Source organism: Streptomyces sp. NPDC014907 (genome assembly GCF_055562975.1).
In genome coordinates, this window is sequence record NZ_JBVHEG010000009.1 from 203,240 (window position 1) to 218,920 (window position 15,681).

General features: G+C 76.6%; 12 protein-coding genes. 7 read left to right on the top strand and 5 right to left on the bottom strand.

All coding sequences use genetic code 11. The features are described from left to right. Positions 1-112: 112 nt before the first annotated feature. Both ACZ3IL_RS22950 and ACZ3IL_RS22955 read left to right on the top strand, forming a co-directional pair. Positions 113-2,782 carry a DUF7824 domain-containing protein gene (locus tag ACZ3IL_RS22950; protein WP_467392821.1) on the top strand — a complete coding sequence of 890 codons (2,670 nt, stop codon included), beginning with the start codon at positions 113-115 and terminating at the stop codon, positions 2,780-2,782. 76 nt (positions 2,783-2,858) lie between these two features. Continuing rightward, complete coding sequence (locus ACZ3IL_RS22955) at positions 2,859-4,313, top strand: GNAT family N-acetyltransferase (RefSeq protein ID WP_467392823.1); 1,455 nt, start codon at positions 2,859-2,861, stop codon at positions 4,311-4,313. Here the strand turns inward: ACZ3IL_RS22955 and ACZ3IL_RS22960 are convergent. Beyond that, entirely contained in the window at positions 4,234-5,451 is a 1,218-nt protein-coding gene (locus ACZ3IL_RS22960) for a trans-sulfuration enzyme family protein (protein WP_467392825.1), read from the bottom strand. The genes ACZ3IL_RS22955 and ACZ3IL_RS22960 overlap by 80 nt on opposite strands. 59 nt (positions 5,452-5,510) lie before the next feature. Here ACZ3IL_RS22960 and ACZ3IL_RS22965 point away from each other — a divergent pair, with 59 nt between their 5' ends. From ACZ3IL_RS22965 to ACZ3IL_RS22975, 3 genes are all read left to right on the top strand, one after another. After that, entirely contained in the window at positions 5,511-6,023 is a 513-nt protein-coding gene (locus ACZ3IL_RS22965) for an Lrp/AsnC family transcriptional regulator (protein ID WP_467392827.1), read from the top strand. Between the two features lie 33 nt (positions 6,024-6,056). Beyond that, positions 6,057-7,757, top strand: a complete 1,701-nt coding sequence (locus ACZ3IL_RS22970) for a DUF885 domain-containing protein (RefSeq protein ID WP_467392829.1) — start codon at positions 6,057-6,059, stop codon at positions 7,755-7,757. Between the two features lie 64 nt (positions 7,758-7,821). After that, positions 7,822-8,271, top strand: a complete 450-nt coding sequence (locus ACZ3IL_RS22975; protein WP_467392831.1) for an Lrp/AsnC family transcriptional regulator — start codon at positions 7,822-7,824, stop codon at positions 8,269-8,271. On the opposite strand, the gene ACZ3IL_RS22980 is transcribed toward ACZ3IL_RS22975, so the two are convergent. The 3 genes from ACZ3IL_RS22980 to ACZ3IL_RS22990 all read right to left on the bottom strand — a co-directional run bounded on the left by ACZ3IL_RS22980 (position 8,261) and on the right by ACZ3IL_RS22990 (position 13,312). Beyond that, positions 8,261-11,341: an AAA family ATPase gene (locus ACZ3IL_RS22980; protein WP_467392833.1), complete on the bottom strand. Its 3,081-nt coding sequence runs from the start codon at positions 11,339-11,341 to the stop codon at positions 8,261-8,263. The genes ACZ3IL_RS22975 and ACZ3IL_RS22980 overlap by 11 nt on opposite strands. Further along, entirely contained in the window at positions 11,338-12,516 is a 1,179-nt protein-coding gene (locus ACZ3IL_RS22985) for an exonuclease SbcCD subunit D (protein WP_467392835.1), read from the bottom strand. The genes ACZ3IL_RS22980 and ACZ3IL_RS22985 overlap by 4 nt, the downstream gene beginning before the upstream one ends. A 169-nt stretch (positions 12,517-12,685) precedes the next feature. Next, the gene (locus ACZ3IL_RS22990) at positions 12,686-13,312 is read right to left on the bottom strand and encodes a YigZ family protein (RefSeq protein WP_467392837.1); all 627 of its coding nucleotides are present in this window, start codon (positions 13,310-13,312) and stop codon (positions 12,686-12,688) included. Positions 13,313-13,533: 221 nt separating this feature from the next. Between ACZ3IL_RS22990 and ACZ3IL_RS22995 the strand changes: the two genes are divergently transcribed. After that, positions 13,534-13,974 (top strand): CoA-binding protein, encoded by a 441-nt coding sequence (locus ACZ3IL_RS22995; protein ID WP_467392839.1) that lies wholly within the window; start codon positions 13,534-13,536, stop codon positions 13,972-13,974. Between the two features lie 140 nt (positions 13,975-14,114). Here the strand turns inward: ACZ3IL_RS22995 and ACZ3IL_RS23000 are convergent, their stop codons facing one another. Beyond that, a complete protein-coding gene (locus tag ACZ3IL_RS23000; RefSeq protein WP_467392841.1) occupies positions 14,115-14,873 on the bottom strand; it encodes an acyltransferase in 759 nt (252 codons plus the stop codon). Positions 14,874-15,009: 136 nt separating this feature from the next. On the opposite strand from ACZ3IL_RS23000, the gene ACZ3IL_RS23005 reads away from it, so the two are divergent. Beyond that, positions 15,010-15,537 carry a gamma carbonic anhydrase family protein gene (locus ACZ3IL_RS23005; RefSeq protein WP_467392843.1) on the top strand — a complete coding sequence of 176 codons (528 nt, stop codon included), beginning with the start codon at positions 15,010-15,012 and terminating at the stop codon, positions 15,535-15,537. The last annotated feature ends 144 nt before the right edge of the window (positions 15,538-15,681 follow it).

Genomic DNA, 15,681 nt, shown 5'->3' on the forward strand with positions numbered 1-15,681 from the left:
CGTACGGGCCGGTGCCGTGACCGGGCCCGTGACCGGAGGCGGGGAGCGGACGGGGAGGGACACCATGGGAGCCAGGACGGAAAACGCTGCGGAGAGCGGTGCGGAAGTGTCGGTGAAGGGCGGTGCGCGGGCCGGGACGGCGGTCGGGGAGCTGCTCGACGCGGTGCGCGCCGGGCGGGTCCACCGGGTGCCGGAGCTCCTGGAGCCGCTGGACGCCGCCGCGCGCGGGGCGGCCCTCGGGAAGCTGAGGGCGCTGCGCGCCGAGGTGCGCTCCTGGGACCGGAAGCGGCGGCACGAGACGGCCGCCGTCCGGCGCGGGTTGTACGTGGCGGGGGCGGGGTGCCACACGGACGCCGCGGCGGCCGCCGCCTGGCTCGGCGGGCGCGACCTGCTGGACCCGGGCTCCGGGGACGACGCCCTGGTCCTCTCGGTGCTCGCCGGCCGGGACCCGGCGTGGACGGCGGAGGTCGCGGAACGGCTCGCCCGGCGGCGGAGCGTCGCGGAGGACGGCTACACGCTGGTCCACGGGCTCGTGGTGCGCTCCGGCCGCCCGGTGCCGGCGACCGACGGCTACGTCCTGGGCTGGTCGCGGCGGATCACCGGCGGGCGGCTCCTGGAGCGGCTGCGCGAGGACCCGCAGACCCCGGTCCTGGTGGCGCACGCGCTCTCGATGGGCGAGACCCCCGACCCGATGACCCGGCCGGCCGGTCCGGAGGCGCCGGCGCGCTGGCCCGCCGCGCTCGCGGCGCTCGTGGCGGAAGGGGTGCTCGACCGGGCCGGGGTCCTGGACCTGTGCGTGTCCCGGCTGCTGCGCGGCGGGCGGCCCCGGGACCTGCGGTTCCCGCTGGAGGTGCTGCGGCTCCTCGCGCCGGACGACGGGGAGCTGCGGGAGCGCGTGCCCGACTGGATCGGGGTGGCCGCCGACGCGCCGTCGCCGGCCGCCGGATACGCGCAGGAGGTCCTGGCGGGGCTCGCCGCGGCGGGGACGCTGCCGGCCGGGGCGCTGGCCGGGATGACGGCCGCGGTGCTCTTCCGTACCGAGAAGAAGCTGGTGCGGGCGCAGTTGGCGCTGGTCGGCAAGGTGCTGGCGCGGGAGCCGGAGGCGGCGGGGGAGCTGCTGCCGGCGGTGGCGGAGGCCTTCGGGCACGAGGACACCGACGTCCAGGAGCGGGCGCTCAAGCTGGTCGGCCGCCACCTGCCCGGCGTGGACGCGGAGGTGCGGGACGAACTGGCCGGGGCGGCCGGGCTGCTGGGCCCGGCGCAGCGGCGGGCCGCCGCGGAGCTGTTCGGGTACGTGCCGGCGGAGGCGGGCCGGGGGCCGTACGAGGAGATCCTGCCGCCCGTTCCGGAGCCGGAGCCGGTGGCTCCCCCGGCGGCCACGGTCGGGGCCCTGACGGGAGAGCTGGCCGCCGGGGGGCTCATGGAGGACCCCGTGGCCTTCGAGCGGGCGCTCGACGGTCTGGTGCGGCACGCGCACCGGGACCGGGCCGCGGTGACGGAAGCGCTCCGGGAGGCGTTCCCGGAGGCGTCCCGGGGCGCGCCCCGCCTCGTCACGCACCCCGCCCACGGCATCGGGGTGGTCCTGGCGTCGCTGCTCGGTTCCGTGGACCGGGCGGTGGCCGAGGAGCGCCGGGCGGCGGCGCCCCACCGGGACTCCTGTGTCCACGAGGCCCTGTCGGGGGTGCTCGACGCACGGCTGTGGGAGGCCGCCGCCCTGGTGGGCACGGACGCGCTGCCGTTCCTGCTCGCCACGCCGACCCGGCACACCGGCGGAATCGAGCCGCCGGTCCTCGTGGAGCGGCTGCGGGCCTACCGGGACGCCGGGGCGGAGCCCGCCCCGGCCGATTTCGCCCAGGCCCTGCTCCGGGTCCTGCGGGCCGCGCCGTCGGCGGGGCGGGCGGCCGGGGAGGCGGCGGCGCTCGGCACCGCGGCCGGTCTGCGGCTCGCCGCCTGGCTGCGGGACGAGGACGCGCCGGGGGTGACCGTGCGCCTCTTCCGCCGGGGCGGGCGGCCGTCCCCGGAGGAGGGGGGACCGGCCGGCCGGATCGTGGTCGAGTTCGGTGAGCGCGCCGTGATCCGGGAGTCCTTCCCGGCCGCCTTCCACTGGCTGGGCGGCGCGCTCCGGGCGGCTCCCCGGCACTGCTCCCACCGGATCGGGGGAGAGGCGCAGTGGGGTCCGGTGCTTCCGGCCGATCGCGAGGTCCTGGCGGCCTGCGTCCTGCCGGTCCTGGCGAGCCGCGCCGGCGACGGCCGGCGCGGGGGGACCGAGCCCCTGACCGCGCTGGCCGAGGCCGGGGGGCCGGCCGGTCACGCCGTCCGTCTGGCCCTGGCGTTCGGCCTCGGCTGCCCGGACCCCGACGACCGGCTGCGCGCGGTGGACGCCCTGCTCGTCCTGGCGTCGGGGGGCGAGCTGAACGCGCGGGCGCTGGGCACGGAGCTGGGGCGGCTGGTGGCCGAGGGGTCGGTCAGGCCGAACCGGGTGGCGGACGCGGTCCGGACGGCGGCCGTGACGGGGGCGTACGGAACGGTCTGGGCGGTTCTGGAGGCGATGCTGCCGGAGCTGTTCGGCGCGCCGGAGCCGGTGCGGGGGCTCGGGGAGGTACTGGCGGTCGCGGCCGACTGCGTGGAGCGGTGCGGGGCGCGGGGCGAGGTCGCCGGGCTCGCCGGGGTGGCGTCGGAGCGGGGTTCCTCCCACCCGGCGGTCCAGGCCAGGAGGTTGCTGAACGCGCTCCGGCGGGAAGCCGGTCAACTGCCGCCGGAAACGGGCCGAACCGGCCCTTAAGGCGCCAGAGGGGCGCTTAACCCATCGGTCACGGGGCGTTCGCGATCACGCAACACCGCCGGGTCACAGTGAGGTCATGACCGATGTGACGTCCTCGAAGAACATCCGCCGCCCGCACCACTGGCGGCACGACCTGATCGAGCTGGCCGGCCTGTTCACCGCCGTGGTGGCGGCCGACACGATCGCCAAGACCGTGGTCAAGGGGCCCGACGGCCCCTACCTGCTGGTGTTCTCGGCGATCGCGCTGGTCGCCACCGCGGCCTTCCACACCTGGTGGGCGCGGAGGCGCGGTCACGCCCCACCCGCCGTCGACACCGGCGGGCCCGCCACCGGCCCGTCCGGCCCCTCCCCCGCGACCCGGACGGCTCCGGAGGCCGGCGTCCCGGAGGGGGCCGGGGCACCGGAGGGGACGGGGGCACCGGGCGGGACCACGCTGTGGCGGATGCGCACCACCGTCGCGGACACCCCGGGCAGCCTCGCCGCCCTGTGCACGGCCCTCGCCCGCCTGGGCGTGGACATCCTCACCCTCCAGACGCACCCGCTGGCCGACGGCACGGTCGACGAGTTCCTGCTGCGCGCCCCCGCGGACCTCTCCGCACGGACCCTGGCGCACGAGGTCGCGGCCGCCGGGGGGCGGGACACCTGGACCGAACGGGCCGACGCCCACGACCTGGTGGACACGCCCACCCGGGTCCTCGAACTCGCCACCCGCACCGCGCTCGACGCGGCCGAACTGCCGCTCGCGCTGCGCCGGCTCCTCGGCCGCTGCACCCTCCACTCCGTGCCGGCCGTCTCCCTCGCCGGCCGTCCCACCGGCGAACGGGCCCCGGTCGAAGGGGTCCTGGAGGAGACCGTGATGCGGCTGCGCGACCCGCACGGCGGCACGCTCGTGGTCGAGCGTCCCCACCTGCCCTTCACCCCGACCGAGTTCGCCCGGGCCCGCGCCCTGGTCGAGCTCGACGCCCGGCTCGGTCCGCGCGTCCCGCGCGGCCGGGACGTCCTGACCCTGCCCGAGGGCAACGAGATCACCGTCCGCCGCGCCGACCGGCGCGACCTGGCCGCCGCGCGGGCCATGCACGACCGCTGCTCGGCCCGCACCCTGGGCCTGCGCTACCACGGCCCGGTCCGCGACGCCGACCGCTACCTCGACCACCTGCTCAGCCCCCGCTTCGGGCGCACCCTCGCCGCGCGGACCGCCTCCGGCCGTCTCGTCGCCCTGGGCCACCTGCTGTGGGACGGGGACGAGACGGAGGTGGCGCTGCTCGTCGAGGACGACTGGCAGCGGCGCGGCATCGGTTCCGAACTCCTCGGCCGGCTCGTGGCGATGGCCGAGGAGGCCGGCTGCGACAGCGTGTACGCCGTGACCCAGTCGTCCAACACGGGGATGGTGGCCGCGATGCGGGCGCTGAACCTGCCGCTGGACTACCAGATCGAGGAGGGCACGCTGGTGATCACCGCCCGGCTGTCCCCGGCACGGCGTCCGGAAGCGCGGACCCGGCAGCACGGGGAGATCCGGCCGGCGGAGCGCTGAGCGCCCGCGACAGGTCCCGCCAGAGGTCCTCGACGTCCTCCAGGCCGACCGACATGCGCAGCAGCCGGTCGCTGACGCCCGCCGAGCGCCGGTCCCCCTCGGCCACGATCCGGTGGCTGATGGAGGCCGGGTGCTGGATGAGGGTGTCGACGCTGCCGAGGCTGACCGCCGGGGTGATCAGCCGCACCCCGGCGATCACGTCGTGCGGCTCCCCGTGCACCTCGAAGGCGATCATCGCGCCGCCGATCCGCGGATAGTGGACCCGGGCGATCCGGGGGTCGGCGGTGAGCCTCCGCACCAGTTCCGCGGCCGTCGCGGACGCCGCCCGCACCCGTACCGGCAGGGTGGACAGGCCGCGCAGGAGCAGATAACCGGCCAGCGGGTGGAGCACCCCGCCGGTGGCGAAGCGGACCTGGCGGAGGGTGCGGGCGAACTCCTCGTCGCAGGCCACGATCCCGCCCATGACGTCGCCGTGGCCGCCCAGGTACTTGGTCGCGCTGTGCAGCACGATCCGGGCGCCCTGTTCGACCGGCCGCTGGAGGACGGGCGTGGCGAAGGTGTTGTCGACCAGGAGCGGCACCGTGCCGCAGGAGTGGGCGAGGGCCCGGACGTCGGCCTCGGCGAGCGTGGGGTTGGCGGGCGTCTCGACCATGACCAGGCCGGTGTCGGGCCGGATCGCGTCCGCGATGCCCGCCGGGTCGGTCCAGGTCACCTCGGTGCCGAGCAGGCCGGCGTCGAGGAGGTGGTCGCTGCACCCGTACAGGGGGCGGACCGCGACGACGTGCCGCAGCCCCTGGCTCGCCCGCGCCAGGAGGACGGCGGTCAGGGCCGCCATGCCGCTGGCGAAGGCGACGGCCGACTCGGTGCCCTCCAGGCGGGCGAGCGCCTCCTCGAAGCGGGCGACGGTCGGGTTGTCGAGGCGGGCGTAGACGGGCGGTCCGTCGAGCCGGGCGCCGGTGGTGGCGAACTCGTCGATCCGGGCGGCCTCGGCCCGGGCGTCGTACGAGGGGTAGGTGGTGGACAGGTCGAGCGGCGGGGCGTGCAGCCCGAGCGAGGCGAGGTCTTCGCGGCCCGCGTGCACGGCTTCGGTGGCAAGGGCCCTCGGGGTGACCGAGGAGCCGAGATCCATGGCGTCCATGGCGGCACTGTGAACGGATACCGGTAAGTAGCGCGAAATGGCCGTGCTACGTTCGCCCGATGGCCGATTCCGTCGTACTGGACACGGTCGATCTGCACATTCTTCGCCTCCTGCAGAACGACGCCCGGACCACCTACCGCGACCTCGCCGCCGAGGTCGGCGTCGCTCCCTCGACCTGCCTGGACCGCGTGGCCCGCCTGCGGCGCACGGGCGTGATCCTCGGACACCAACTACGACTGGATCCGGCCAAACTCGGTCGCGGGCTCGAAGCGCTCCTGCTCGTCCAGGTCCGTCCGCACCGACGGGAGCTGATCGGTCCGTTCGTCGAGCGGATCCGGGCGCTCCCGGAGACCCGGGCGCTCTTCCACCTCACCGGGCCCGACGACTACCTGGTGCACGTGGCCGTGGCGGACCCCACCGACCTGCAACGACTCGTCCTGGACGAGTTCACCTCCCGCCGCGAGGTGGCCCGGGTCGAGACCCGGCTGATCTTCCAGCAGTGGGAGTGCGGGCCGCTCCTCCCGCCCTCCGGGGCCCCTCCTTGTCGGCCGACCGAGCCCGGACGAGGATGACGCGGGCCCGCCGGAGGCGTCAGGATGCCCTCCATGCCAGAGATCTCCAGCAGCCCGCTGCCCCGCCAGGTCGCCGACGACCACGTCGACGCACTCATCGCCCTCGACCCGATCACCGGTACGTACCTGGGAGTCAGGGAGAGCGCCGGACTGCTGCCCGACTTCTCGCCCGCGGGCCGGGAGGCCGTGGCCGATCTCGCCCGCCGTACGCTCGCCCGGCTCGACCGGGCCGAACGCGCGCCGGGCGCGGACGGTGACGCCGAGCGGCGGTGCGCGCGGCTGCTGCGGGAACGCCTGACGGCGGAACTGGCCGTGCACGAGGGCGAGGAGCACCTGCGCACCGTCAGCAACATGCGTTCGCCCGCGCACAGCGTCCGCATCGCCTTCACGGTGATGCCGACGGAGACCGAGGAGGACTGGACGGCGGTCGCCGCCCGGCTGCGGGCGGTCCCGGCCGCCCTCGACGGCTACCGCTCCTCGCTCGCGCTCGGCCTGGAGCGCCGGCTGTACGCGGGACCGCGCGCCACCGCCACCTTCGTCGGCCAGCTCACCGAATGGGCGGGCGGCGAGGGCGGGGGGCCCGGCTGGTTCGAGGAGTTCGCCGCCGGGCCCGCCACGCTCCCCGGCGGCCTCCGCGCCGAACTGGCGGCGGCGGCCGGGGCCGCCACCGCGGCCGTCGCGGCGCTGCGGGACTGGATGCGGGACGTGTACGCCCCGGCCGTCGCCGGCGCGCCGGACACGGTCGGCCGCGAGCGCTACCGGCGCTGGTCCCGCTTCTTCAACGGCACCGACCTGGACCTCGACCAGGCCTACGCGTACGGATGGTCCGAGTACCACCGCATCCTCGGCGAGATGCGGACCGAGGCCGGCCGCATCCTGCCCGGCGCGGACCCGTGGGAGGCGCTCGCCCACCTGGACGAGCACGGCGCCCACATCGAGGGCGTCGACGAGGTCCGGGCCTGGCTCCAGCGGCTCATGGACGAGGCCGTCGAGGCGCTCGACGGCACCCACTTCGAACTCGCCGAACGGGTGCGCCGGGTGGAGTCCCGCATCGCCCCGCCCGGCGGCGCCGCCGCGCCGTACTACACCGGCCCCTCCGAGGACTTCTCCCGGCCCGGCCGCACCTGGCTGCCGGTGGACGGCACGACCCGCTTCCCGGTGTACGACCTGGTGTCGACCTGGTACCACGAGGGCGTGCCCGGACACCACCTCCAGTCCGCGCAGTGGGTGCACGTCGCCGACCGGCTCTCCCGCTACCAGGCGACCATCGGCAAGGTCAGCGCCAACATGGAGGGCTGGGCGCTGTACGCGGAGCGCCTGATGGACGAACTCGGCTTCCTTCCCGACGCGGAACGGCGCCTGGGATACCTCGACGGCCAGATGATGCGCGCGTGCCGGGTCATCGTGGACATCGGCATGCACCTGGGCCTGGAGATCCCGGCGGACTCGCCGTTCCGTCCGGGCGAACGGTGGACCCCGGAGCTGGCCCAGGAGTTCTTCCAGCTCCACAGCAGCCGCCCGCCGGCCTTCGTGGAGAGCGAGATGACCCGCTACCTCTCGGTGCCCGGCCAGGCCATCGGCTACAAGCTGGGCGAGCGCGCCTGGCTCCTCGGCCGCGCCAACGCGCGGGCGGCGCACGGCGAGGCGTTCGACGCGAAGGCCTGGCACATGGCGGCCCTCTCCCAGGGGCCGCTGGGCCTGGACGACCTGGTGGACGAGATCTCACGGCTCTGAGGACGGGACCGGGTCCCCGGCCGTCCGCTTGATCGGCCGGGTGCCCCCCTGCTATCCCTCCTCCATGAGCACCGCGTACTCCCCGGACGCCACCGACTGGCGCATCCTCGAAGCCCTGCAGGCCGAGGGCCGCGCCAGCTTCGCCGAACTCGCCCGCGCCGTGTCGATGTCGCCGTCCGCGGTGACCGACCGGGTGCGGCGCCTGGAGGAGGCCGGGGTGATCACCGGGTACACGGCGCTCGTCGACCGGGAGCGGCTCGGGCTCCCCGTCCTCGCCTTCGTGCGGCTGCGCTACCCGCACGGCAACTACAAGCCGTTCCACGACCTCCTCGACACCACGCCGGAGGTCCTGGAGGCCCATCACGTCACCGGCGACGACTGCTTCGTCCTGAAGGTCGCCGCGCGCTCCATGCGGGACCTGGAGGCGATCACCGGGAGGATCTCCGGGCTCGGCCCGGTGACCACCAGCGTCGTCTACTCCTCGCCGCTGCCCCGGCGCCCCCTCAGCCGCTGAGCGCGTCCCCGCCGGTCCGCAGCCGCACCGCCGACCCGTGCCGCGCCTTGACGACCTCCAGTTGGGCGGGGATGCGCCGCCGCAGGTCACCGACGTGGCTGACGATGCCGACGCTGCGGTCCCGCTCCCGGAGGGAGTCCAGGACGTCGAGGACCTCGTCGAGGGTCTGCTCGTCGAGGCTTCCGAAGCCCTCGTCGATGAAGAGGGTGTCGAGCCGGACCCCGCCCGCCTCGTCCGTGACGACGTCCGCGAGCCCGAGGGCGAGGGCGAGCGAGACGAAGAAGCTCTCGCCGCCGGAGAGCGTGGCCGTGTCGCGCTCGCTGCCGGTCCAGGCGTCCACCACGTGCAGCCCGAGACCGGACCGCCTGGTGCCGGAACGCGCGTCGGAGTGGACGAGGGTGTAGCGGCCCGAGGACATGCGCAGGAGGCGGGCGGTGGCGGCGGCGGCGACCTGTTCGAGCCGGGCGGCCAGGACGTACGACTCCAGGCGCATCCGGCGCTCGTTCTCCGCGGACGTGCCGGCGGTGAGGCCGGCGAGGCGGGCCACCCGGTCGTACTCCTCGCGGAGCGGTCCCAGGTCCCGGACCTCGGCGGCGGCCCGCCGGGACAGCCCGGCCAGGCCGGCGACCCGCTCGCGGGCGGCGGCCAGGGCCGAGTCGGCCTCGCGGAGCGCGCGTTCCGCCGCCGCGTGGACGGCTCCGGCGGCCCCGGGGTCGGCGGGCGGGAGCGCCGCGGCGGCGGCGGTGCCCGGTTCGGCGAGCCGGTCCGCGACGACGGCCTCCTCCGCCCGCCAGGCGTCCAGACGCTGCCGGAGGCCCCGGCGCTCCTCCTCGCGCAGGAAGGCGGCCGCGGCGTCGTCGGGGGTGGTGAAGCCGGCCCGGTAGGCGGCGTCGGCGAGCCGGTCGTCGGCCTCCTTCAGCCTCCGGGCGGCGAGTTCGGCGGCCCCCACGGTGTCGGCGGCGTCGGCCAGGAGGGCGATCCGGCGCTCCAGGCGGGCGGCGTGCTCGGTCACGGTGGCGAACGTGCCGCGCCCCCGGGCGACCTCCTCGTCGAGTTCGGCCCGTTCCCGGTCCAGGGCCTCGCGCCGCGCGGTCCGCGCGGCGACCCGCCGCTCGGCCTCCCGCTGCGCGCCCAGCCGTTCCTCGTGCTCCCGCTCGGCCCGCGCGAGCGCCTCCCGCTCCTCGTGTTCCCGTCCGGCGAGCGCGTGCGCCTCGGCGTACCGCCGTTCCGCCTCCTCCACCTCGCGGGAGAGGTCCGCGACGGTGGGGCCGGTCCCCGGGCCGGCGGGGTCGCCGGACGGACCGGCGGGGCCGGGCGCGTTCCCGTCCGGCACGGCGCGGGCCTCGGCGCGGGCCGCGGCCCAGGCCTCGCGGGTGGCGGCCCGTTCGCGTTCGGCGGAGGCGCGGGCCTCCTCGGCGGCGGTGTAGGCCGCGTAGGCGGCTTCCTCCGTGGCGCGGTCGACGTGGCCGGCGGTGGTGCGCGCGGGGGCCGGGTGGGCGGTGGAGCCGCAGACCTGGCAGGGGTCGCCCGGGACGAGGGCGGCCGCGAGTTCGGCGGCGATGCCCTCCAGGCGGCGGGACTTGACGCCGAGCCAGGCCTCGTGGGCGTCGTTCCGCCGCTCGCGGGCCTCCGCGAGGCGGAGTTCGGCCGCCTCGGCGTCCCGCGCGAGGGCGTCGCGGCGGCGGGCCGCGGCGAGGCGGCGGCGTGCGGGTTCCAGGCGGGCGGCGAGGTGTTCGGCGCGGGCCGCGGCGTCCCGCGCGGCCTCGACGCGTCCGGCGAGTCCGGCGCGGCGCCCCTCCCAGCCGGCCAGCCGGTCGGCCGCGTCCCGCAGGACGTCCTCGTCGGCGCGCTCCTCCCGTTCCAGCGCGGCCCGTTCCTCCGCGACGGCGGCGGCGCGGCGCTCGGCGCGGCGGGCCGACTCGAGTCCGCCGAGCTCTCCGCGGAGCCTGTTCTGTAGGGCGGAGAGCTGTTCGGTCCCGGCGTCCGCCAGGTCGGCGGGCAGCAGGGCGCGGGCCCGTTCGAGGGCGGCCCGCGCGGCGGCGTGCTCGTGCTCGGCGTCCCGGCGCAGCGCCAGGGCGGGGGCGACCCGGTCGGCCCTGAGGGCCCGGTCGAGTGCGGCTTCGAGGCGGTCGCGTTCGGGGGCCCGCGCGGCGAGCCGTTCGCGGCGCAGGAGGGCGTCGGCGTGGCGGGCCTGGCGGGCGGCGAGGTCGTTCTCCGCGTCGAGGGCGGCGCGCGCCGCGTCCCGGGCGCGCTCGCGGGCGGCGAGCCGCACCTCCGCGATGTCCAGGGCCTCGTACGCCTCGGCGCGGGCGACGGCGGCCCAGGTGAGGACGGACGCGGAGAGCCCGGGGTCGCCGGGCCGTCCCTCGACCGGGGGGTGGACCGCGCCGGGGCCGCCGGCGGCCTGGGCCATGCGGTGGGCGAGGGCGAGGAGCCGCTCGTCCCCCTCCCGGACCCGCTGTTCGGTCACGCGCCGCAGGTCGGCCAGGCGTTCCTCGACGGCGGCGAAGCGCCGGGTGTCGAAGAGGCGGCCGAGGAGCTTGCCCCGGGCCTCGGCGTCGGCGCGCAGGAAGCGGGCGAAGTCGCCCTGCGGGAGGAGGACGACCTGGCAGAACTGCTCGCGGCTCATGCCGAGGAGCTGGGTGATCTCCTCGCCCGTCTCCTGGTGGGAGCGGCTGAGGCCGGTCCAGGTGCCGGTGGCGGGGTCGTGGGCGCGCAGCCAGGTCTGCGCCTTCTCGGTGGTGAAGCCGGTGCCGCGCCTCTTGGGCCGCCGCTGGGCCGGGCGGCGGGTGATCTCCAGCCGCCGCTCGCCCACGGTCAGTTCGAGGATGACCTCGGTGGGCGTGCCGGCGGGGGCGTGGTCGCTGCGCAGGGTGGCGCCGGGGGTCTGGCGGACGCCGGGCACGCTGCCGTAGAGGGCGAAGCAGACGGCGTCGAGGACGGAGGTCTTGCCCGCGCCGGTCGGTCCGTGGAGCAGGAAGAGCCCGGCGGAGGACAGGGCGTCGAAGTCGATCGTCTGCGTGGTGCCGAAGGGCCCGAACGCGGTGATCTCCAGGCGGTGCAGCCTCACCGGCCCGCCTCGCGTTCGGCCGCGCCGACCCGTACGTCGTCGAAGGCGCCGTACAGGACGGCCCGCTCCGCCCCGTCGAGGGCCGCGCCGCCGCGTACGTGGGCCACGAAGTCCTCCGCGATCTGCCGGTCGCTGCGGTCCCGGAGCCGCCGGGCGTAGGAGGCGCCGGTGTCGTCGCCGGTCCGCTCGGGGTCGAAGACCAGGTTGAGGGTGTGGGGGAAGCGCGCGGCGAGCCGGTTCATGGGGTCGGCGGGCCGCACGGGGTCGGTGAGCGTCGCCTCGACCCAGGACTCCTCGTGGGGGGCGAGCGCGGGGTCGGCGAGGAGGTCGTCCAGACGGCCCCGGAGCCGGGCGAGGCGGCGCGGGACGGGGCAGTCGAGGCGTTCGGCGTCGAGGGCCGCGCCGCCGGGTGCCGCGGGGCCGAGGTCGACGAGCCACATGGTCTTGCGGTGGCCGGCCTCGGAGAAGGAGTACGCGAGGGGGGAGCCGGAGTAGCGCACGCGGGGGGTGAGGGTCTGGCTGCCGTGGAGGTGCCCGAGGGCGACGTAGTCGACGCCGTCGAAGACCCCGACGGGGACGGCGGCGACGCCGCCGACGGTGATGTCCCGTTCGCTGTCGCTGGGGGCGCCGCCGGCGACGAAGGCGTGGGCGACGACGACGGAGCGGGTGCCGGCGGGCCGGGCGGCGAGATCGGCGCGGACCCGGTCCATGGCGGCGGTGAGCACGGCCTCGTGGCCGGCCTTCCCGGCGCCGAGCCGGTCGCGGACCAGGGCGGGTTCGAGGTAGGGCAGGCCGTAGAGGGCGACGTCGCCGTGGGCGTCGGTGAGGACGACGGGGGTGCCGACGCCGTCGGGGTCGGTGCGGAGGTGGATGCCGGCCCGTTCGATGAGTCCGGCACCGACGCCCAGACGGCGGGCCGAGTCGTGGTTGCCGGAGATCATGACGGTGGGGACCCCGGCGTCGGCGAGCCGGTGCAGGGCGGTGTCGAAGAGTTCGACGGCGGGCAGCGGGGGCACGGCCCGGTCGTAGACGTCCCCGGCGACGAGGACGGCGTCGACCCGGTGCTCGTGGACGGCGGCCACGAGGTGGTCGAGGAACGCGGCCTGGGCGCCGAGGAGTCCGACGCGGTGGAAGGACCGGCCGAGGTGCCAGTCCGAGGTGTGCAGGAGCCTCACGATGCCGTCCCACCCCGCATGTGTGCCGCCCCTCGCCGCCGGTTCCCGTCGTGTGCGTCCACCACGCTATCCCGAGCGGGGGCGGGGGCGCGGCCGTCCCCGGCGCCCGGCGGCCCGGGACCGCCCGTCACGCCTCACGCGTCACACCTCGCGCCTCACACCTCGCGCCTCACGCGTCGCCGTACGCCTCGCCGCCGAGTTCGAACCCGGCCGTGCCCGCCGTGGCGGCGGCGAGCCAGGCACGGAAGGCGGGGACGTCCGCGTCCGGGAGGCCGATCTCGATCGTGACGGCGTCGGCGTACCGCACGTCGCGGACGTCGCGGCCCGTCGCCCGCAGGTCGTTCTCCAGTCTGCCCGCCCGCTGGTGATCGACGGTGACGGTGGCGAGCCGGAAGCGCTGCCGGGTCACGGTGCCGAGCGCGTCGATGGCCTCGCCGACCACTCCCCCGTACGCGCGGATCAGGCCGCCCGCGCCGAGCTTCACACCGCCGTAGTAGCGGGTGACGACGGCGGCGACGTAGCGCATGTCGCGGCGCAGCAGCATCTGGAGCATGGGGACGCCCGCCGTGCCGCCCGGTTCGCCGTCGTCGCTGGCCTTCTGGACGGAGGCGTCGGCGCCGAGGACGTAGGCGAAGCAGTTGTGGGTGGCGGTCGGGTGTTCCCCCCGGACGCGCGCGACGAACTCCTGCGCCTCCCGCTCGTCGGCGACGGGCGCGAGCGCGCAGAGGAAGCGCGAGCGGTTGATCTCGGTCTCGTGCACGCCTTCGCGGGCCGGGGTGCGGTACTGCTCCTGCATCCGGCCAGCCTACGTTCCGCCGGCCCGGTGCTCCCCGGCGGCCGGTCCGGGGGGCGTCCGATGGGAGGCGATGACCTCTGGAGGGCGGCCGGCCGGAGGCAGGACCACCGGGGAGGGCGGCCGACCGGGGAGGGCGGCCGGTCGGGGTCGGCGGGAATCAGCGATCGGCGCGGCTCGTTCCCCCGGGAGACGGATCATGCCGAGGAGAGGCAGCAGAGACGATGAGCGCCGACAGCACGACCACCGGTCCCGCCGAGTACTCCGCGTCGGAGGCGGTACGGCGGATTCTGACGTCCACGGGCGACACCTGGGCGGTGGTGGGCCTGTCGAACAACCGGGCCCGGGCGGCCTACGGGGTCGCGGCCGTCCTCCAGCGCTTCGGGAAGCGGATCGTCCCGGTACACCCGAAGGCGGAGACGGTCCACGGCGAGCGGGGCTACGCGTCCCTCGCCGACGTCCCGTTCCCGGTCGACGTCGTCGACGTCTTCGTCAACGGCGACCTCGCGGGCGGGATCGCCGACGAGGCGGTGGCGATCGGCGCCAAGGCGGTCTGGTTCCAGCTGGACGTGATCGACGAGGCCGCCTTCGCCCGTGTTCGCGGGGCGGGCCTGGACATGGTGATGGACCGCTGCCCCGCCATCGAGATCCCGCGCCTGGGATAGGGCGTCCGCCCGGCCTTCCCGGCCTTCCTGAGAAGTTCCGTCCCCCGCTCCACGCCCGAAGCCGCCCCGCCCCGCTCCTCCCCGCCGGGGCGCGGTCGCGTCCGGTCGAGTCAGGTCGGGTCGGGTCGGGTCGGGTCGGGTCAGGACGCCGCCGTGCCCGCCTGCTCGATCTCCCACTCCGCGAGCGCCGCGAGCTGCTCCGGGGTGACGTCCTCCGGGATCGGTACGGGAGCGGGGGTGCGGAGCGGGGGCTGCCAGCCGTTCTCCGGGTCCCACCTGCGGACCACCTTCGCCGGGGCGCCGGCCACGACCGAGTGGTCCGGGACCTCCCCGCGCACCACCGCGCCGGCCGCGACGACCACGTTCCGGCCGACGCGCGCGCCGGGGAGGACCACCGCTCCCGTGCCGAGCCAGCAGCCGGGCCCCACGGAGACGGGCGCGGAGCGGGGCCACTGCCGGCCGATCGGCTCGTCCGGGTCGTCGTAGCTGTGGTTGGTCGAGGTGATGTAGACGTACGGACCGCAGTACGTGTCGGAGCCGATCGTCACCTTCGCGTCGGCGATGACGTGGCTGCCCCGGCCGAGGACGACCCCGTCGCCGAGGGTCAGGACCGTCTCCGTGCCGAGGTCGAGGTCGGGCAGCATTCCGGCCGTGAGCGTGACCTGTTCGGCGATGATGCAGCAGGCGCCGATCTCGATCCACCGTTCGCCGAAGACCGTGCCCTGCGGGAAGGCCAGCCGGGTGCCCTCGCCGATCCGGCGGAAGCGCAGCCTCCCGGGGTGTTCGGCGGTGACGGCTCCGGCCCGCTGCGCCCAGCGCCAGCCGCTCTGGAGGGCGTGCGCGACGGCCCGGCGCCGCCAGGCTGCGAGGGAGGAGAACGTGTTTCTGTTCCTGGGCACCCGGCCACGGTAGTCGGCCCCCGCCGGCCCGTTCGGCGCCGTGCGCTGTGATGTCCGTCATGAGCACGGCATAGGCTGCGGCCGGCGGGGGAGCCCCGGGCGCGACACGACGGCTGACGATCAGGAGCGAAGAACGATGACAGAGGCGTTGATCAAGGGTGTGGGCGGCAAGGAGCCGCGGATCGACCCGACCGCCTTCACCGCCCCGACCTCGGTGGTCCTCGGCGAGGTCACCCTCGGCCCGCGCGCGAGCGTCTGGTACCACGCGGTGCTGCGGGCGGACTGCGGCCCGATCGGGATCGGCGAGGACTCCAACGTCCAGGACAACTGCACGGTCCACGTCGACCCCGGCTTCCCCGTCTCGATCGGCGCCCGGGTGACGATCGGCCACAACGCCACCGTGCACGGCTGCGTCATCGAGGACGACGTCCTCGTGGGCATGGGCGCCACGGTCCTCAACGGGGCCCGGATCGGGGCGGGCTCGCTGGTCGCCGCCCAGGCGCTCGTCCCGCAGGGCATGGAGGTCCCGCCGGGTTCGCTGGTCGCGGGCGTCCCCGCGAAGGTGCGCCGCCCGCTGACCGAGGAGGAGCGGGCGGGCATCCGGCTCAACGCCGAGATGTACCTGCACCTCGCCGGGGACCACGCGAAGGCCTTCGAGGGCTGAGCCGCGCACGGGCGGGGAGACGGAGCGGAGGGCGGCACCCCGGGGTGCCGCCCGACCCGCCCCCGCCCCCCCCCTGCGGGCCGCCCGGGCCGTGAAGGCCCCGCCGGGGCCCGCCCCCGCGGGGGGGGCGCTGCCCCCCGCGCC